This is a genomic window from Gammaproteobacteria bacterium (assembly GCA_029881255.1).
Lineage (GTDB): Bacteria > Pseudomonadota > Gammaproteobacteria > S012-40 > S012-40 > JAOUMY01.
Genome location: JAOUMY010000002.1, coordinates 198445 through 217912, shown reverse-complemented (window position 1 = coordinate 217912; position 19468 = coordinate 198445). Strand labels below are relative to the sequence as shown.

Annotated in this window: 11 protein-coding genes; 1 reads left to right on the top strand and 10 read right to left on the bottom strand. The window is 49.7% G+C overall.

Annotated elements, in window-relative coordinates:
- Positions 1–55: 55 nt before the first annotated feature.
- The 7 genes from OEZ43_06110 to OEZ43_06080 all read right to left on the bottom strand — a co-directional run bounded on the left by OEZ43_06110 (position 56) and on the right by OEZ43_06080 (position 14101).
- Complete coding sequence (locus tag OEZ43_06110; GenBank protein ID MDH5545148.1) at positions 56–775, bottom strand: ABC transporter permease; 720 nt, start codon at positions 773–775, stop codon at positions 56–58.
- Between the two features lie 38 nt (positions 776–813).
- Positions 814–1992 (bottom strand): hypothetical protein, encoded by a 1179-nt coding sequence (locus tag OEZ43_06105; GenBank protein MDH5545147.1) that lies wholly within the window; start codon positions 1990–1992, stop codon positions 814–816.
- Complete coding sequence (locus tag OEZ43_06100; protein ID MDH5545146.1) at positions 1989–3827, bottom strand: VWA domain-containing protein; 1839 nt, start codon at positions 3825–3827, stop codon at positions 1989–1991. Before OEZ43_06100 ends, OEZ43_06105 begins: the two co-directional genes overlap by 4 nt.
- Before the next feature lie 312 nt (positions 3828–4139).
- A complete protein-coding gene (locus OEZ43_06095; protein MDH5545145.1) occupies positions 4140–7460 on the bottom strand; it encodes a cytochrome C in 3321 nt (1106 codons plus the stop codon).
- A gap of 525 nt (positions 7461–7985) precedes the next feature.
- A complete protein-coding gene (locus OEZ43_06090; protein MDH5545144.1) occupies positions 7986–10400 on the bottom strand; it encodes a S8 family serine peptidase in 2415 nt (804 codons plus the stop codon).
- A gap of 242 nt (positions 10401–10642) precedes the next feature.
- On the bottom strand, positions 10643–11545 hold the full coding sequence (gene gluQRS, locus OEZ43_06085) for a tRNA glutamyl-Q(34) synthetase GluQRS (GenBank protein MDH5545143.1): 903 nt from the start codon (positions 11543–11545) through the stop codon (positions 10643–10645).
- Between the two features lie 12 nt (positions 11546–11557).
- Positions 11558–14101: an AAA family ATPase gene (locus OEZ43_06080; GenBank protein ID MDH5545142.1), complete on the bottom strand. Its 2544-nt coding sequence runs from the start codon at positions 14099–14101 to the stop codon at positions 11558–11560.
- Positions 14102–14166: 65 nt separating this feature from the next.
- Between OEZ43_06080 and OEZ43_06075 the strand changes: the two genes are divergently transcribed.
- Positions 14167–14820, top strand: coding sequence for an endonuclease III domain-containing protein (locus OEZ43_06075; GenBank protein ID MDH5545141.1), 654 nt, complete (start codon positions 14167–14169; stop codon positions 14818–14820).
- Here the strand turns inward: OEZ43_06075 and OEZ43_06070 are convergent.
- The 3 genes from OEZ43_06070 to glnD form a co-directional block, all read right to left on the bottom strand.
- Positions 14811–15770: a GGDEF domain-containing protein gene (locus tag OEZ43_06070; protein ID MDH5545140.1), complete on the bottom strand. Its 960-nt coding sequence runs from the start codon at positions 15768–15770 to the stop codon at positions 14811–14813. The genes OEZ43_06075 and OEZ43_06070 overlap by 10 nt on opposite strands.
- Positions 15771–15924: 154 nt before the next feature.
- Positions 15925–16773: a symmetrical bis(5'-nucleosyl)-tetraphosphatase gene (locus tag OEZ43_06065; protein ID MDH5545139.1), complete on the bottom strand. Its 849-nt coding sequence runs from the start codon at positions 16771–16773 to the stop codon at positions 15925–15927.
- A gap of 1 nt (position 16774) precedes the next feature.
- On the bottom strand, positions 16775–19468 hold the full coding sequence (gene glnD, locus OEZ43_06060) for a [protein-PII] uridylyltransferase (protein MDH5545138.1): 2694 nt from the start codon (positions 19466–19468) through the stop codon (positions 16775–16777).

Genomic DNA, 19468 nt, shown 5'->3' with positions numbered 1-19468 from the left:
TGTTTCCGAAATCATATGCCTTTTAGAATGAATCAGTCGTAGTTGCGCAAAAAACTCAATTGGATAAAGTATTGAACTGTTTTTTCGATTGCCACAAAAAGTAAGCGGCGGAAAGTCCTGACGACGCGTAGATCATGCACATGACTACGATTTGATAGCGCGCCGCGATGAGTGGTGACACACCGGATAAAATTTGCCCGGTCATCATTCCAGGTAAAGACACGATGCCGACGGCGAACAAAGAATTGGTCACGGGTATCATGGCTGCTTGAAAAGCGGTGTGTCGGGCGCTGAGATAGTCATCACCACGTCGGAGTTCTGAAAGCATACGTTCGGCACTGAGGCTGACGGCGTTCATGGCGTTGGCGAAGATCATTCCTGCCAGTGGAATAACATATTGTGGTGAATACCACGGACTTGGCTGAACAACGCCGCTGATGATAATTGCCAACACACTACAACCGCCTAATAGTATGGCAACAAAGGCGTTCCACAAAAACGTCGTGCGATGTTCGGTAATAGTGTTCAGCGCGATCCAGCTTGACGCGGCCAGCATTACGCTAAGAATGCCTGAGATAAGTAGTAAGCTTGAACTGTTGAAAATGAAGGCCAGAAAATAACCGACTATCATCAACTGGACGAGCATGCGGCCCAGGCCGTAGAGCGTATTGGCGGTTTTCATTCCCCAGCGATACATAATCCACAACACGGGTATCACCGGTATAAATCCGATGGCCAGTCCCAGTAGAGAAATTTCAATTACTTTGTTTTGCATGTCGTTTACTTGAGCGTAAGTTTTGCGGTTTTCAGCCACTAGGCTGCGTTATGTTGGGTGTGGTCTCCAGTTGAGTCTGGTCCTCCATCTTCCCCTTTGAGTTCGATCAATTCCTGCATGAGGCGATCGCGTTCCATTTCCAGAGTGCTGACACAGGTCTTGATTTCGTTCTTACTGCGGTCCAGGATTTCTGCATGTTCGTCTATTTCCAGTTTGGTATCAGTGTCTACCTGTAATGTGTGCAGAAATCCGCGGAATTCGCGTAATACGTTTTCGTAGTTATCAAACAGATCCGAATAATTAACGATCATTTCCACTGCCGGTGTTGCTGTCCTAGGTGATTCGAGATTGAAATCCGTATCTTCATCTATGGGTGATTCCGCACGCTCATGTTCAAGTGCTTCATAGGCTGCTTCAAGTTGATTCAATTCCTCATTCAATCGTTTCTTGGATTGTTCCATGTGCTCGAGTTGATCTTCCATCGATTTCTCGGCCATTTCGTGTTCGGCGATAATTTGTTTCAAGCGCTCTGCGTCCACAGAGTCCATGCGCATTCCAGCCATGGCTTTTTTCAGTTCTTTGTAAGACTTTTGTATCCCTTCATAGGTGTTCTGCAATCCAAAGTATAGGGTTTTGTAGCTGGCCATTTGCCGAACTTGCTTTTCGAGATATTGTACGCGCGCTCGTAAATCAGCCGGGGTGTCTCCAGTCGGACCAATTTGACTGATATCGCCTTTGCTTGGATCATACTCAGGTTCTCCGTTGCCGTCCTGGCCTTGGGAAAGCGTAACTGTAATGACATGTTCGTTTGGCGGGGCTTCAATAAAACCAAGTTCCTGCCAGCGTCGCAACATTTTTTTGATGCGAAAATTGATGTCGTCCCAATAGGACGTATTGGGGTTTACAAAACTAATGAAATCTTTTTCCAATACCAACCAATTTAAACGAGCAACCATATGCATGCGTCTTTTGGTGGCTTCGATATCGCCTTTGTTGGCGTCGTCCGCAAGGCTATTGGCATAGCTTCTGGAATAGTCCAGGGCGATATTCAAGTAGCGTTTTATATAGTCAATAGGGGAGGTGTTCGCCTGATAGTGAGGTTTGTATTTGCGGACTTTTAGATACAGAAAAATGGCAAGGGCGATGAGGATAAAAATCAACTCGGCGAGACCGAGTAGCATATATAGTTTTACTTCTATCGGCTCCGTCAGGATCATGCCGCATTATCCTTTCCTGGATCTGCCAGTTCCTGCTCTGCAGCGCCGATATCCAAATCCAGACCGGCAAATTCATCTTCGCCTTCTGGGTTGGCAGCTTCTGCTAATAAGGTAGAAGTGCTGGCTTCGGCCACCATGCCACTGTCGTCATCATCGCTCAAGTCTACCTTGCCTGCTTCGGCTGAAATATTTTCAAACTTTTCCATTTCCTGCGGTTCGGCTTTTTTTGTCTGTTGTCGCTTGTACAAGAACCAGCCGCCGACAAGACCTCCTATGCCAAGATTGAGGACGAGAAAGGCAATGACTGCACCACTAACATCAACTTCAGATTCCTCCTTTGGATTTGAGGCTTGCTCAGTGTCAGGTCCGTCTTCTGTATTTGCATTTGGGTCGTGTTCTGCTGCGTCTGCTTGAGCAGGAGCGTGTTGTTCTTGTACTGGTGTGGCGACTGTTTTCTGATGCTGATCAACTTTCGCGGGCGTTTGTTCAGGCGTTTGATGCGCCGTTTTGTCAGCAGTCGCAACAACTTGCGCTGGTGTATGAGTAGCTACAGCAGGAGGTTCTTTATTGGTAGACGGAGCTTGTTCCGCAGGGACTTGCACTGCAATCTGAGGCGTTTCCATAGCTGTTTCTTCTGCGAGCGCCAGTTCAGGATCGACCTTGTCGAGATATTCGAACGGAGAAGCCAAACCTGTATGGCGTATGGTCACAAAAAGAGACTTTTCTCTGTCCAAAGACTGTCCACGAGTATAGACGTTGAATTTATATAGACCTTCTTCTTCAAAATTAAATTCTCCCTGGCCTATGCCGTTTTTTCCTTTGCCAGCTTTCAATTTTGATTTGATTATTTTTCCGCTGGGAGTCGTTGCTGTGACATGAAAAATAGAAGAGGTGGATTTTTCTCCGGTGGAGACAGTTTTGTTATTCTTCTTGAGCCAGGCACGAACGATAAAAGGGCGACCGGTCTGAATTTCCTTTTTTGGTGTGTCAATTTCGAGCGTAAGGTCGGATTTAACATAAACGCGATTGCCACCTTCGCTGAACTTTATTTCCCAGTAACCTGCTGCTGGATTGGGAATAGTTATCAGGTCGAACTCTTTTGCGTTAAACCAGTTGGTGTTGATGTCATGTTGATCGGTTGAAATATCTTCGCCGCTTGGATTGGCAAGTGCGATAAAGGAATCGGTGTGGAATTTGGTAGCGACGACTGTCATTTCAGAGATGGAACCATCAACGATAAAACTATTCCCCGTCATGGGAACCATGTCCGGGTTTTTTCCTCGTTCAAAAATGTTTTCAAACACATGATGAATTTGAGAGGCATCACGCATCAATGTGAAATGCCCATTGGTGTCTCTTGCTGCAAGTTTTAGTAACGGGATATAAGAGTTCTTAGTGAAGGCGATAGAATAGATTTTGATGTTTTTTCTCGCCATAGCCGGTGTTAGTGTGTCTAGCGTTTTCTCTAGTAACGCGATGTCTTTTGTTCTTTCACCTACATCCATTTTACCGTCTGACATGAGAATGATGAGCTTCTCTTTGCGTTTAGACGTTTTCAGTTTCTTGTACGCATTTTGTAGAGCATCATGAATATTACTCAGTTTTCCTTCTGTGCTGATGCTTTCTATAGCTTGAACAAGCTTGATTTTGTTATCTTCAGATTCCAGGCTGAGCAGGTCGACTTGGGTTTGTGCTTGATCGGCAAAACTGACGACGGCAACGCGGTCGCCTTTGTCGAGCAAGCCGATGAACATTTTTGCAGCCTCAATTCTGACTTTTTTGGGGTCATTTACCTTCATGCTACCGGAGCCGTCGACGACGAGCACGATATCCATGCCGGCAGACTCGGCTGCATTAACCGGCAGAACTGAACCACAAAAAAGTCCGATTGCAGTTAGGCAGAAAATCAAAAAACGGTTTCTAAATAAAGCCCTTGCCACGCCTGTTTTCCGAAAAATTTTAACTTGCGTGTATATAAGCAATATGAGTGCCTTGAGTGACGGTAACCAAACAACACCTGGGGTATTTGACTGGAGGAAGCGCTTAAGTAAAACAAAGCGATAGGATAGATAGCGGGCGGGTGGGATAAATCGTCGTATTCGTGTACTTTTGGGGCGGGACAGGCAAGGTTTTGCCTGCCCCGGTTGTCACATGTGGCCGCCACCACCACCGCCACCGCCACCGCCGCCTCCAGCTGGTGCCGGTGCTGGTGCCGGTGCGCCTGCAGGCGCAGGCAGATCTGCGGTTGGGTTCAACCAGGTCGTGGTTGAGTGGCAAGCCTCACAGCCAGCGGTCACGCCTGCAGCAACGTGGTCTGCAGGTGCGGCATGACAAGTTTCACAGGTGCCTAGTACTTCATTGTGATCAACGGTGAACACCGGTGCCCAAGCTGTTGTGTTGTGGCAGGCCTCGCAGATGTCGGTTGAAAAGATATGCGCGGCAGACTTACCCGTAGCGATGACGCCGTCGTGACAATCAAAACAGCTACCCAAAACCTGGGTGTGGTCTACGGTCAGGATTTGGAACCAAGGCGTCGGCGCCACATCATGACAGGCTTCACACACATCGGTGGTGTTCGGATGACTGGCTGGCTGGGTATGACAGGAGGAGCAGCTACCTAATACTTCAACGTGATCGACGGTAAACGGTGACCATGAGCGTGGGTTGTGGCAGGCCTCGCAACGATCCGTAGTCGCAATGTGTGACCGACCTTTACCTTGAGCAATTGAACCGTTGTGACAAGTGGCGCAAGTGGCTCCTTGTAGCAACTGATCGTGGTCGACATTGGTTACTGGCGACCAGGCAGAGGTGTTGTGACATGCACCACAAACATCGGTTGATGCGATATGTCCAGCAGATTTACCTCTTGCCACCGAACCATTGTGACAGGTCGCGCACGCAGTTCCCGGTTGTAACTGAGCGTGGTCAACGAGTATGACCGGTGACCAGGTCGCAGTCGAGTGGCACGCATCGCAAACGTCTGTAGTCTGGATGTGGTTGCCAGGCTTGCCTTGGGCAATTCTATTGTTATGACAGCTTACGCAATTACCGAGCACTTCGTTGTGATCAACGGCAATTGCTGGCGAAAAACTGGTTGTTGAATGACAGGCTTCACACAAGTCAGTTGTCTGTGGATGGTTTGCGGATTTTCCACGGGCCAGGGTGTTGTTATGACAGGCCGCGCAAGCACCTTGTACCTGTGCGTGATCCACGGTCACTGCAGGCATCCATGCCGTAACGGAATGACATGCCTCGCAAGCGTCTCCCACAGGAATATGCTTTGGACCTTTGCCTTGCGCGATAGTGTTGTTATGACAGGTACCGCATGCGCCAACCACTTCGTTATGATCGACCAAAATTACCGGCGTCCAGGTACTGGTGGAGTGGCAGGCACCGCAATTGGTTGTGGTGTTAATGTGGCCATTTGGTATACCGATGGCGGCGGTATTGTTGTGACAGTCTATACATTGGCCTATGACTTCGGCGTGATCAACTGTGATAACTGGCACCCAGGCTCCAGGCGCTGTGTTATGGCAGGCATCACAAATATCACTGGTCGCAATATGGATCTGCGGTTTACCTGCAACAATGGCGTTGTTATGGCAATCGATACATTGTCCCAATACCTGGGAGTGATCGACGGCAACCGTGGGAACCCAGGCAGTGAAATTATGACAGGCATCGCATTGGTCCGTGGTGGGGATATGCTGAGGCGACTTGCCTGTTACGCTTGTGCCGTTATGACAGGTTGCACATATTCCGGCTACATTTTCGTGCGCAAAAATGGCAGGTGAAAAGGCCGTTGTATCATGGCAGTTGTCGCAAGTATCCGAACTCTGCAAATGATTAGCCGGTTTGCCAAGCGCTACAGAATTGTTGTGGCAGTCAAAACAAATTCCGATGACTTGATTGTGGTCAACAGTTAAAACAGGCACCCAGCCAGTTGTCGAATGGCAGGTATCACACAAATCAGTGGTATTGATATGCCCTCTGGGTTTGCCTATCGCCAGTGTGGTGTTGTGGCAGGTGCTACAAACCCCAATGACTTCGTTATGGTCTACTGTTGTAGGCGGTACCCACGCCGTGGAATTGTGGCAGGCGTCGCAATTGTCGGTAGTAGCAATATGCAGATTCGATTTTGTCGTTGCAATCGTGCCGTTGTGACAACTCTGACAGCCACCGATGACCTGTGTGTGATCAATCGTGGCCAGCGCAGGTTTCCATGCCTGTACGGTATGGCAGGCATCACAAAGGTCAGTGGTGTTCGCGTGATTGGCGCCTTTACCCATTACCAGGGTACCGTTATGGCAACGATCACACGCGCCAATGACTTGTGCGTGGTCTACGGTAATCACCGGACGCCATCCAGAGGGTGGGGTACCGTGGCAGGCACCGCACTCGTTGGATGCCGGAACGTGAAAGCTGGGCATTCCTGCGGCTGTTGTACCGTTATGACAGGTAACGCACACATCCTGAACCTGTGAGTGGTCGACAACGGTACCGGCGCGGAAAGAAATCGTGGTATGGCAGGTTTCGCACGAATCCGAGGCTGGAATATGCGTAGCAGGTTTGCCAATAGAAATTGCGTTGTTGTGGCAATCAAGACATGTCCCAACAACTTCATCATGATTGACCGATGGTATTGGCCTGAACGCAAAGACTGTGTGACAACCGCCGCAATTATCCGTCGTGTTTATGTGTGTTGCTGTTTTGCCTCGTGCTATAACACCGTCGTGACAGTTAATACAGGCGCCAACAACCTGATCATGGTCGACGCGCTTTGGTGGACGCCAGGTCACCGTAGTATGGCAGGCGTCACAGACTTGCGTGGAATCAATATGCGTCGGTGATTTTCCTGTCGCCTGCACGCCGTCATGGCAGGTACTACATGGATCGACGATGCCAGTGTGGTCGAATAATGCGCCGGGGCGGACGGTACGAAGTGCACGAGAAGCGAGTCGAGGTTGAGAGGCTACAATGTCAGGGGGAAGCACATCAGCAAACGTCTGGGTAACCGGGGTCCAGGCAATACTCATGTGGCAGGCGTCGCAGGTCTCAGGGACAGCCGGGTGATCTGACGGTGCACCGGTGGCGACGAAATTGTTATGGCAACTATCGCAAGCCATCTGGGTATCTTCGTGATCAAATTTCGCTGGTATCCACGCAGCGCTATCGTGACAGCTCTGGCATTGATCGCTGCTCATCACATGGCTAACGGGTTTTGGGGAGGCATCTGCGCCGTTGTGGCAATGCTGGCATTCGCTGTCTTTGTTGTGATTGTGAAGCGAGGACAGATCGACGTAAGTCATCCATTGCGAGGCTGAGGCCGAGGGGGTAGCGAGTACGCAGAAAAGCAAAATGAAAAGTGGCAAAAACAGGTAAACGCGCGATACGGTTTTAGTATCACGGTCAGAATCGAGCGGATTGATCACACCCTTAATCGGGTATGTGCGCCTTCCCTGTACCATTTTTTTCCCCGACACTTACCCAGTTTCGTGATTTCACGATTTATCCTTTGGTTCTTATGCCAAACGAAATACGCTGCGTCGTGTATGCGCGAGGAAGACTAACTTGCATGTTAATACAGGAGTTTGAATATAAGATTTTGAAACCATTGTTGTTATTATTGAGATGGTTTTCCGCCCCTGCTTCCCCACGTCGTTTGATTTTTTTAACCCCGTTTTTTTTTCGTTAAATCTAGCATAGCGCTAGGTTATTGCCAAGGTGAATGCGTTTTATATTCAATATGTTGTACCGTTTGTACGCTTATTCACCAGTGGCAAAATAAAACCCCAATTTCGGCCTAATTATTTTATGTACTTCCGTGTCTTGCCGAGTGCCTCGTAACCCGCATCAAAGTCCCGGTTATTGCTTGATTTATAGCGGTTTTGGCGGTTTTTTCAGTAGCTCATGGTTTTTTACCAGTAGCAGTTAACTTGTAGCTGAAAAAGTTAAGCATGTTTAATGTTTACGTCGTTTTTCAATTTATCCAACTAGCGCGAACCCGGCCGGTTTAGTGGCGCAGGTGCTGGGTCGGCAGGAGGTGTTGCTGGAACCGATCCAACCGGTGTTATTGCGATCGGTTGCCCGTCCTGATCCTGGCTGCTTATCATGTACTCATCCTGCATATCGTGTAATAGATAGCCCTCAACTTTTAGCTTCCACTCTCCGGGAATGGGGTTTTCGATAAACACGATCTCAGGTGCCGCCAGGGTAGCGCCATCGATGTTGATTTCACCATTCGGATCGAAAAGGATGAGATCAAGATCATGCGATGGATAGAACCGCCAGTCGGCTGCCCAGGAGAGATCCAAAACAATTTGTGTCATCTCCGGCGTAACTGTGAAGATGTACTCATCCTGTTGTTTGTCCACTAGTACGCCGGTTACAACCGGCTCGGGTCTGGCTTCTCGATTAAGCGTGATAGAGAAATCGGCGCTGATATTACCGATATTGGTCCAGTCCCCCATAAAGGCCAAACGCACCACACCGGGTTGTGGGTGGGCAATATTGAACTCTGATGGATTCGAGAGGAACTCACGCAACCTCGTGTCATCAACCGAGGTAGGCGAATCAACAAAGGTCACCATCAAATCATCACCAAACAAGACATTTTGTTTAGCGGCAGGTAACTCTGGCGTGATGGTTTCGATGTTCAGGGTAACGTCGTGGACATCAGGCTCAATTTCCAGGAAAAACTGTTTAACTTCACCTGGTTCCAGAATGATGCGTGCGCGGTAATTATCGGCGCGGGTAAAACGGATTACTGGATAACCATTGCTGGTCAGGATTTCGCGAATCAGGGTGTTTGGCGCAGCATAGGGTTGTGTGGGTAGTAGGCTGGGCAGCGTTCCCGCTTCTATCATGGCAATCGAATTCTGAATATCAACAAAGCCCTGGCCCTGGTCGTTCATACCGGGGCGTCCCCCAATCAGGTCGGGATTACTCCCTTCAATCAAGGCGATACGGATTTGTTCAGCGCTCAACTCAGGGTAGGCTCCAGAGAGCAATGCTGCCGCCCCAGCGATGGTTGGAGACGACAATGAAGTCCCTGAAACCATGCTCACATGGCCATCCGGACCCTGTACGAAAGAGGCAAAACCGTTGGCAACGATATCGATACCCGGTCGGCCATCGGCTGTCGGGCCGCGCGAACTGAAACTGGCAATCTGAATGTGATCAGTCGGGCGAAAATCCGCGCCATTTCCTGGTCCGTTCTGCATATCGCGCAGGATGCGCTCATGCTTGGGTGGATTGGCGGCACCGACTGCGATAGAGCCAATGCCGGTACCGGGGCTAGCGCCAGTTATCGCGGCATAACCTTCGTTACCCGCTGCAGTGACGACCACAACGCCAACAGCGAGCAGTTTTTCAGTGAGAATATCGTCGATCTCCCGACCCGCGAATAATGTCGGACCACCAAGACTCATATTGACTACTTTGATGTCAAGCGAGTCGTATACAAAGGGTCGATCTTCGCTACCGTCACCGGCGATGGGTTCCGAGGGCTTCCCGTTGAGGAAATTCGTTTTCAAGGTCAAAACTCGATCCATAGCGCCAATTACCACCGAGCTCGGTGTTCCGTCGCCATTGGCCGGAAAGGTCTTTAGGGCATAAATTTTGGCGTCTGGCGCAGTGCCAAACATTGGAATGACTGAATTCGTGGTATCGACGGGGATTATACTTTCCGGGGCGTATCGCTTGACGGCCTGCGCCAGTTCGGTGTCGGGTGGCAACATGATCCCGCCGTGTCCCGCTATCATGGTGCTGACCCAGGTGCCGTGATGATCGTTTAGCGTACTGGTGGCCGATGGTTCTTCCGGATCGTCGACGAAATTCTCGCCACCAATAACAGTGTCTGCCAACACCGGGACGACCTCGGGATTATTGGCGACACCGCTGTCGATAACCGCAACAATAACGTCCTGGCCGCGGATACCGTTCTGGTGAGCCGTAGCGGCGCCGGTTAATACATTGTTATAGCTAAAATTTGTTGGTGTGACATTGCTAGCCCCCAAGGTATTAAAACGATTCAAATCGATTAGATTGGCGTCTCTCGACTGGGCCGGCGACAAGGCATAGCGTTCAGCTGGACGAGGATTTGCCAGAATACGGTCACGAAGTATCGCGCTTTTGCCTACCAGGGCAGACAGGGAGGCGAGTGTATTGGGGTCTATTTCGGCGCTGAGGGCGGGAACATTTCGGTAACGCTGACGAACGCGCCCACCACTAAGTTGAATATGCTGGCTAACATAATCGCAGCTGTTGTCGCAGTTGATAATAACTGCGGCACGAAACTGGCCGTCGCTATCATTTCTGTTATGTGGTGGTGGCGCAGGGTCGCAGGCAACCAGCAGCAACAAGGCGACAAATAAACCGCGCATGCGGACCAGACCCTGTCTATTCACGTTGGTGTAACTCCCAATGGAAACTGTTCTTATTGTCGGCTGAGATATAGCGCGAAATCATGCGCTGGCAAACTTAATTCCTAATGAATGCGTATGACTTTATTCACTAACAAGCTGTTATTTCTTAAATGAATTTTATGGTTTTCTTTAACGTATACGGAGGAAACCGGGCACTGTTTCTCGGGTGTAAGTGAAAGCAACACTCTGGTCAGACAGGAAAAAGAAAGGAGACTAACAGATGCTTATTGCGGCTGGTCGCGACAGGTGGTGACTGTGTTTGCAAGATTCCAGTTGGATATCGCCCAAATCCAGAATTCGTCGAGAGTAGCATCACCTAATTCTACAGGCGCTGCCTGGCCGAGAAAGCGTAGGCAGTCCAATAAGGTCGAAACCGGATTTTTTGCACCCACCGGAGGTGCGCCGGTTTGCTTGCTAAGTTTTTGTCCCAGTGCGTTTGTGATTACGGGGAAATGGGCGTAGTGAACGGTATCTAACTTGAGTGCCTGTTGCAGTAAAATCTGTCCGGGCGTGAGATCGAGAATATCGCGGCCGCGAACCACGTGAGTGATTTGTTGTTCCGCATCATCGACAACGACGGCGAGTTGATAGGCGTAGAGTCCATCGTTTCGTTTGATAACGAAATCACCACTATCTCGTGCCACGTTTTGGGTGATTTTTCCACAGATTGCATCATCAAATGTGATGCTTTGATCCTTAGTCTCGAATCGCAGGGCTCCTTGCTGATGGGTGGGTATGGCATCACGACAAGTGCCCGGGTAAATAGGGCCGTTTAAACCATGTGTGGCACTAGCCGCAATGTCCTTGCGTGAACACTGGCAAAAATACACGAGATGTTTTTTCGTTAATTCGCTGATGGCCTCTTCGTACAGCGCGCCGCGTCGACTTTGATAGACAACATCTTCATCCCATTCGAAACCGAATTGTTCCAGTACGCGTAAAATGTTGTCGGCAGCGCCTGCGACTTCGCGCGGCGGGTCAATGTCTTCGATGCGTATCAGCCATTGACCATGCCGGGATTTTGCGTCGAGATAGCTGGCGGTAGCTGCAATGAGTGAGCCTATGTGCAGAGGGCCTGTGGGTGAGGGGGCAAATCGTCCGCGATAAAGAGGCTCGCTGTGTTGCATCACCTGGGTACGTCACTTAGTATCCGGTTGTTCATCGGGTTTTTGCGGATCATTGTCTGGTGCTGCTTTATCTTCCCCAGTTTTTTCCGGCGATGAACTGTCGTCAGAGGAAACATTCTTTTCCTCATCTTCTTCGTCCTCATCCTCCTCGTCTTCATCATCGTCTTTGCTATCTGGTGGATGAATCTGTTCGGCCATTTTGATCAAGGCTTCTTCGACGGCGTAATTAAAACTGTCTTCAGGAAATTCACCGTTTTCATCGCGTTGTCCGGCGCTCATGCCGGTGAAGAGCTCGAGCATTTCGTCGATGTGATCAACTGCGAAGATGTGAAATTTTTCCTGCTCAACAGCCGTTATGACTTCCTGTTTGAGCATCAGGTGCTGAATATTGTGGCGTGGCACGATGACGCCCTGATCACCAGTCAGACCGCGTTTGACGCAGATATCAAAAAAGCCTTCTATTTTTTCGTTTATGCCGCCGATGACTTGAATCATGCCGTGTTGATTGATAGATCCCGTTACCGCAAGATTTTGTTTGAGCGGGATATTGGCAATGGCAGATAACACGGCACATAACTCAGCAGCCGATGCACTGTCGCCTTCAACGCCGCCATATGACTGCTCAAAACCAACGCTGGCCGATACCGAAAACGATTTGTGTGTGGCATATCTCGCCGCCATAAAGTGCGAAAAAATCAAGACACCTTTGGTGTGTATCTCACCACCGAGATCGGCTTCATGTTCAATATCGAGTAATTTCCCGTCTCCGGCACGGGCTGTGGCGGTGACGCGCGAGGGTAGTCCGAAGATTCGGCTACCGTAACCGATAACGGTCAAAGCATTGATTTGCCCGATCGCGCTGCCTGTGGTGTCGATTAAAGTGGTGCCATCAATGATGCCTTCCTGCAGGCGCTCAGGTATTCGCCCATGGCGGTAATCCTGTTGACGAATCGCAGTCTCTACATGAGTGGCGTCGACAGTGCTGGCCTTTTGTAGTTTGGCCCAATAGCTGGACTCGACCATCACATCAATGATTAGCCCCATATGTATGCTGATCTTGTGAGCATGTTCAATATGGCGTGCGCTGTGTTCAATGATGCGTGCCACTGCGCTGCGATGAAATGGCAGCAAGTGATGCTGCCGTGCAACCGAAGCAATGAGTTTGGCGAATGCACCAGTATTGTCAGCCGTGCGTGCAATCTGATCTTCCACATCGACGGCAACCTTGAACAGTTGTTCGAAATCGGGATCGTGTTCAGCGAGTAAATAGTACAGATCTCGCTCGCCTAACAGAATGACTTTAGTACGCAAGGGAATAGGTTCTGGTTCAAGTGAAACTGTACTGATCAGTCCGAGGTCTTGCGCAAGAGATTGAATAACGATTTCACCTGAAGTCAGTGCGCGCTTCAGGGCCTCCCAGGCGTGTGCCTGGGTCAGCAATTTGTGAGCATCAATGATGAGATACCCACCGTTGGCGTGATGCAGGGCGCCGGGACGTATAAGCGTATAATCTGTGACTAATGTACCCATGTGAGACAGATATTCTGTCTTACCGATGAGGTTATCGTGGGTCGGGTGATCTACATAGTGGACAGGCGCTCCTTGTATACTGCTACGGTCCGTCAACAGATTAATCTGATAATGTTTTATAGGCGGAAATTTTTGTGGATCGGTTGTTTCACTTATTCCGGCTTCGATAACTTCCGGGCGACGAAAAACGTCGATATTGTCAACGATATCCTGTTCAATGCGATTGAAAAAATCGGTGAGGTGGTGATGTGTATGATATTTGTCTTTCAAATTGTCGATTAGATAGCTGACGGCCAGACGTGCAGTTTTTGCTGCCAGTTCTTTGTAGTGTTGGCGTGCCTCTTGTTGCCATAAGGGTAGGGTTTCAACCAATACCTGTAACTTGCTCTGCAAGGAATCAATGTCATCATTTATCTGCCGCTGTTGATCCTCGGGGAGTTTTTGAAACTCGTGAGGTTCAATGACGTGGTTATCACGTACGGGTGCAAATGCAAACCCATTCTCCGTGCGCAGGAAGGCGATATTTTTTTTGTGGGCGCTCTTTTCGAGTTTGATAAAGGCCTCATTCTCACGTTTGCGATAACTGGCCTCGATGTGTTTTTCCTGGGAGCTGTAAACCTCGCTTCGAAATGCGGCGCGTATGGCATGAAAGAGTTCTTCACAAAAATTCTTTAAATCGCTGCGTAGCTGAATGCCAGTACCTGGCGGCAGACTTATACAGATGGGGTGTTGGGGGTCGTCGAAATTGTAGAGATAGGCCCATTCTGACGGCGTCGATGCGTTTTTTGCTATCGGCTCAATAACGCCTTGTAGCAGATGACGCTTCCCAACACCGGATTTTCCCAGTACATATAGGTTATATCCTTCTTGCGGAATGCCCACGCCGAAATTTATCGCCGCAATCGCGCGTTCCTGTCCCAGTGGATCGGCCAGGGGGGCAAGTTCGACAGTGGTTTCGAAATTGAAAAGTGAGGTATCACAACGGGTATAGAGCTGATTCGCGGAAAGCGCTTGTTTGAAGTTCATCGTTGTTTTTTAAAGTGAAAGATTGGCAGCTATTATATCGGCTTTTTGCGGCACGGGAATGATAGATGAAGCGGAATCTCAGATTTCAGCAGGTATATAATGAACTTTTTGCGGCCTATGGCAAACAGTACTGGTGGCCTGGTGAAACGCCGTTTGAGGTCATGGTAGGAGCAATACTGACCCAGAATACTGCCTGGATCAATGTGGAAAAGGCAATAGCCAATCTGAAACAGGCCGATCAACTTGATCCCCAGTCCATAGTCGATAGCGAACACGATCAGCTGGCGCTGTGGCTACAACCTTCCGGGTATTTCAATATCAAGGCGAAACGCCTGAGAAATTACTGTTTATGGTATCTCGATGTCGGTGGCTATGCGTCGTTATGTAATCTCGATGACACAACACTACGCAAAGGTCTGCTTAGTGTTAATGGGGTGGGACCGGAAACGGCGGACGATATAATGCTGTACGCATTTGAGCGTCCCTGGTTCGTAGTGGACGCCTATACAAAGCGTCTGTTTTCACGTCTGGGTTTGATGGAAGAGGACATTAGCTATCAGGAAGTACAGGACTTGTTTCATGCTCATTTGAACGCGGAGGTGGCGCTGTTCAATGAATATCATGCGCTGATAGTGATGCATTGCAAAGATGTTTGTCGTAAGAAACCGTTATGTCAGCAATGTGTTTTGAGGGAGCGATGTCCGGTGGCTCAGGCCTGAGTTTTTTCCAGCTGTTCGGCAATACACACGCGATTTCGTCCGCTGCGTTTGGCCTCGAGGAGCGCGGCATCGGCGCGGGAAAAGAATTCTTTTTCGCTTTCATCATGACTAAGAGTGGAAACGCCCAGACTGACGGTAACGGAACGACTTTCGGCACCGCAGCCGGTTTTGCTGCGCTCGATTGCACGGCGGATGCGCTCAGCCAATTGGCTAGCGCCCTCTGCGCTGGTGTTGCTCAACATAATGACGAATTCCTCTCCGCCATAGCGAAAAAGAATATCGGTACTACGAATACACGATGCGGTACATTCAGCCGTGGATTTGATAACGCAGTCACCCATGCTGTGTCCCAGTTCGTCATTGATCAATTTGAAGTGATCGATATCGAGTATGATCAGTGACAAAGGGCGGTGATAACGCCTTGCCAAACGGGTTTCACGGATGATGGTTTCGTCAAAAGTCGCGCGGTTGTTCACGCCGGTTAGAGGATCTTTGTGGGCGGCAAGTACAGCCTCACGATACAAAATCGCGTTGCGCAACGGGTAGATCAGATTACACAGGGTGTATTCGAAAATATTGGTTTCTTCGTTGCTGAACTCCCAGCTTCTGCGCAAGGTAATGTCGCCCATGGGCTCATCGTTTAATAACACGCGATATGTACACAAGTGTTTGCTTTTCTTGCGGTTTAATTGAATTACTATGCCCAGCCTGTCATTGCAATAGCTGATTCCCTCGTGTGGCAGGGCAGGGCTGATACGTTTGGAAAACAGTGAGATCAGTTGTTCGATATCGAGAGTTGTTTGTAGGGCATTGGACACGCGCAGGGCCAGACCGAGCCGCGGATTGTCGCAGGCGATCTGCTCCACATTTAGAACTTTATCGATGACCTGGGCATTACCCTCGATTTCTGACGTTTTGCCCTCATCGACGACATTTATATGCGTGACCATTTCGGCTTGTCCATTGGTGTTTTTATGTAGCGATGGATTTCACTACAAAAAGCAAATTAAATGCCAGGGGCTGTAGCCCGCGTATTTCCTGCTTTGGCGATTATGTCAGAGTCTTCAGAGGGAGTCACTTTCCAGAGAGATTTTTATTTTCTCTTCAAGCGCCTGGCTCGGGTTTGAGGGTTTGTGTGCAGGGTATCGAAATTCGCTTTCCCGTGCGCAGCTCCAGAGCGGTTAACTGTCCACCCCAGACGCAACCGGTGTCAAGGGCATGGATATTTGACGGTGTTTCATCGCTAGCGAGTGTTGACCAGTGCCCAAACACCAGTTGCAGACCGCCGGTATCGAGCCCGATGACCTTATACCAGGGCAGTAGTCCTGACGCCTGAGAACCTGGCGGGCCTTTATGGGTGAGATCGAGTCGGTGATCGGCATTGCAATAACGCATGCGCGTAAAACAGTTGATGATAAAGCGGGTTCGATCATGGCCGTTTAGCGCCGACTGCCAATGATCCGGCTGGTTGCCATACATTGATTGGTAAAATTCGGCGGCTTTTGCGCTTTGTAGCACCGATTCGGCTTCTTTGGCCAGTTGCTTAGTCGTTTCCCATGTCCAGTTAGGATAGATGCCCGCATGCGCCATCGCGAAACCAGTATCTTCGTCGATATGTAACAGTGGTTGGTGGCGTAACCACTCGTCCAGTTCGGCTCGATCTGGCGCGGCCAATAATTCCGCTAGGGTGTCTTTGGGTCGCGGTGTGGTGACGCCGGCGCTTATTGCGAGATAGTGCAGATCATGATTGCCGAGTACGGTAATGGCGGCATCACCCAGTGACTTGACGAAGCGAAGTACTTCCAGTGAATCAGGACCACGATTGACCAGATCACCGCAAAACCATAACTGGTCGCAACTTGGATCGAAGTCGATTTGTGTCAGTAGTTGTTGTAGTGGAGACAGGCATCCCTGAAGATCACCGATCGCGAAGACACGCCTGAATTTCCCCATCTTAATCCTTCTCCGGTTCGATATAGGCGCAAATCAAACGGCGGATATCTTCTCTTTTTTCCAGATTGTCGATAGGGCGTTGCTCAGCGTCGGTTACAAAGAATACGTCTTCGGCTTGCGCGCCTATGGTGGATACCTTTGCGTTTTGTATGATTAAACCGGCATCGGTAATCCCTTTTGCGATGCGTGCCAGCAGTCCGGACCGGTCCGTGGCGACGACTTCCATAATGGTTCGATGATTCGCCGGATCGTCACTAAAGGTGACCTTCGGCGCCATGGAGAAGTGTTCAATACGCCGGTTGCCGCGCATGCGATTGGCTTTTTCCAGTTTCATCGCGTCCAGTGCCTTGTTGAGGCGCTGTCCTATTTCTTCGATACGATGTGGGTCTGTAATGGGATCATTGTTGTATTCCAGAACACCATAGGTATCCATGGTGTAGCCGTCGGTTGTGGGCACTATGCGCGCTTCGACGATGTTGAGACCGAGCTGTCCAAGAGTGCCCGCTACTATCGTAAACAAATAAGGTTTAATCGGTGCGTGGATAAATATATCGGTACTGCCGCGACTAGCGGTTGGCTGCATTAATACCAGATGACGTTGGTGGCTGCTGTCCTCGGCCAGGTGTTCCATGTGCCAGGAAATCTCTTCGCTGCTATAGCGCAGAAAATAGTCCTCGCGCATGTTTTGCCAGATGGCTTCGATACGCTCCATCGAAATGCCTTTCAATACAAGCTGGCGCGCCGCGAGCATTTTTGTCTCGCGTATCAGGCCGCGCTTGTCCATTGGGTTTTCCAAGCCGCGGCGAAAGGCGTTATTGGTTTGTTTATATAGTTCGATTAATAGTGCATCTTTCCAGCTGTTCCATAGTTTTGGATTGGTGCCACGCATGTCGGCAACCGTCAGCAGGTAAAGATAATCCAGTCGCGTGCGGTTTTGCACCAGGCTGGCGAAGTGGTTGATGACTTCCGGGTCGTCAATATCTTTATGTTGCGCAGTCATCGACATAATCAGGTGGTTTTTCACCAGCCAACTGACGAGCTCGGTATCGCTTTCACTTAAATCATGACGTTCGCAAAAGTGGGTGACGTCTTCCGCGCCTAACACAGAATGATCACCGCCGCGGCCCTTGGCAATATCGTGAAACAGACCTGCGATGTAGAGCAATTCCGGTTTGGGAATATAGGCGCTCACCTGACTGCACAAAGGGAATTCCTGTTTGTGATCCTCGACGGCAAAACGGCGAAGATTTCTTACTACGAATAGCGTGTGTTGATCGACGGTATATACGTGAAATAAATCGTATTGCATTTGACCGACGATATTGCCGAATTCCTTGAGATAGGCTGCGAGAACGCCGTATTGATTCATGCGTCGAAGTGTATGGGTGATGCCGATAGGTTGACGAAGGATCTCCATAAACAACGTGCGGCAACGGATGTCGTTGCGAAAGTCATCGTCGATGAGTGAGCGATATTTACGTAGCAGGCGCACCGTTGTCGCGCGCACGCCTTTGAGCTCAGGGTTCTGCTGGAGTATGAGAAAAAGTTCGAGTAAGGCGTAAGGGTAGTGTTCGAAGATATCTTCTCGCGTGACGTCTAAAAAGCCGTGCAGCGACTGGAAGCGCCGATTGATTGGTTGAGGCGCTACGGGTTGGTTGGCGTAAAGAATAACTTCCTGGTATAGCTGCAATAGCATTTCATTGAGACGGCTCAACTCGGTGATAGTGCGGAAGTATTTTTTCATGAACAATTCTACGCCCAGTCGTCTGCCGTCAGCGGCGCGGGCAGGGTCATGGTGGTCCAGTCCCGGTGATTCATCCTGAAAACCGAATCGCTCGGCGATGGCGCGCTGGTGTTCGAACAGCAAACGGTCTTCTCTTCTACCGGTAATTGCGTGCAAGGCGAAGCGAATGCGCCACAGAAAAGACTGTCCTTCTATTAAAGCCTGATATTCGGCTTCATTGAGAAAACCTACCTTGATCAGGTCGTGCAATGAATCGGCATCGAAATGGCGTTTGGTGACCCAGCCGATCATCTGTATATCGCGCAGCCCCCCCGGCCCCTCTTTGATATTGGGTTCGAGGTTGTAGGCCGAGTCATGGAATTTTAAATGGCGTTGTTTTTGTTCCTGCCATTTTTCCTCAAAAAACTGACGGCTAGGCCAGATGTGTTCACGATCGCTCAGCTGCTGTAATTGCGTAAACAGCGAGGAATTGCCGTAAACCAGACGCGCTTCCATGAGGTTGGTGGCGATAGTGATATCTTCGCTACCACTATTAATACACTCATTGAGATCGCGCACACTATGGCCGATTTCCAGCCCGAGGTCCCATAGTTCTGTGATCAGTGCTTCGATGGCCTCGTTGGGAATATCTGCATGATTTTCAACGAGAATCAATATGTCTATATCAGATGCAAGGTGTAGCTCCTGTCTGCCATAGCCGCCGACGGCGACCAGGGATATGACCAGACCTTCAGGTATATGGCGTTGCCACACGCGTTTTAGAATTTCGTCGGTGAAGTCGGAACGAGCGTGTACCAGGTTTTCGATATTGATATCTGCCCAAAAGGCATCGACAAGGCGATTTCTGGCCTGGGTTATGGCCTTACGGATGACGGTTACCGGACTGGTGGTGGACGCAAGATCCTGATCCAGTTGGACAAAATCACACAGATAGACATCTGTAGTGGCCAT

Bases quoted from the DNA above. Each gene is read 5' to 3' on its own strand.
- OEZ43_06110 (MDH5545148.1), bottom strand. From the start codon at position 775: ATGCAAAACAAAGTAATTGAAATTTCTCTACTGGGACTGGCCATCGGA.
- OEZ43_06105 (MDH5545147.1), bottom strand. From the start codon at position 1,992: ATGATCCTGACGGAGCCGATAGAAGTAAAACTATATATGCTACTCGGT.
- OEZ43_06100 (MDH5545146.1), bottom strand. From the start codon at position 3,827: ATGGATATCGTGCTCGTCGTCGACGGCTCCGGTAGCATGAAGGTAAAT.
- OEZ43_06095 (MDH5545145.1), bottom strand. From the start codon at position 7,460: ATGGTACAGGGAAGGCGCACATACCCGATTAAGGGTGTGATCAATCCG.
- gluQRS (MDH5545143.1), bottom strand. From the start codon at position 11,545: ATGCAACACAGCGAGCCTCTTTATCGCGGACGATTTGCCCCCTCACCC.
- OEZ43_06080 (MDH5545142.1), bottom strand. From the start codon at position 14,101: ATGAACTTCAAACAAGCGCTTTCCGCGAATCAGCTCTATACCCGTTGT.
- OEZ43_06075 (MDH5545141.1), top strand. From the start codon at position 14,167: ATGAAGCGGAATCTCAGATTTCAGCAGGTATATAATGAACTTTTTGCG.
- OEZ43_06070 (MDH5545140.1), bottom strand. From the start codon at position 15,770: ATGGTCACGCATATAAATGTCGTCGATGAGGGCAAAACGTCAGAAATC.
- OEZ43_06065 (MDH5545139.1), bottom strand. From the start codon at position 16,773: ATGGGGAAATTCAGGCGTGTCTTCGCGATCGGTGATCTTCAGGGATGC.
- glnD (MDH5545138.1), bottom strand. From the start codon at position 19,468: ATGGCCACTACAGATGTCTATCTGTGTGATTTTGTCCAACTGGATCAG.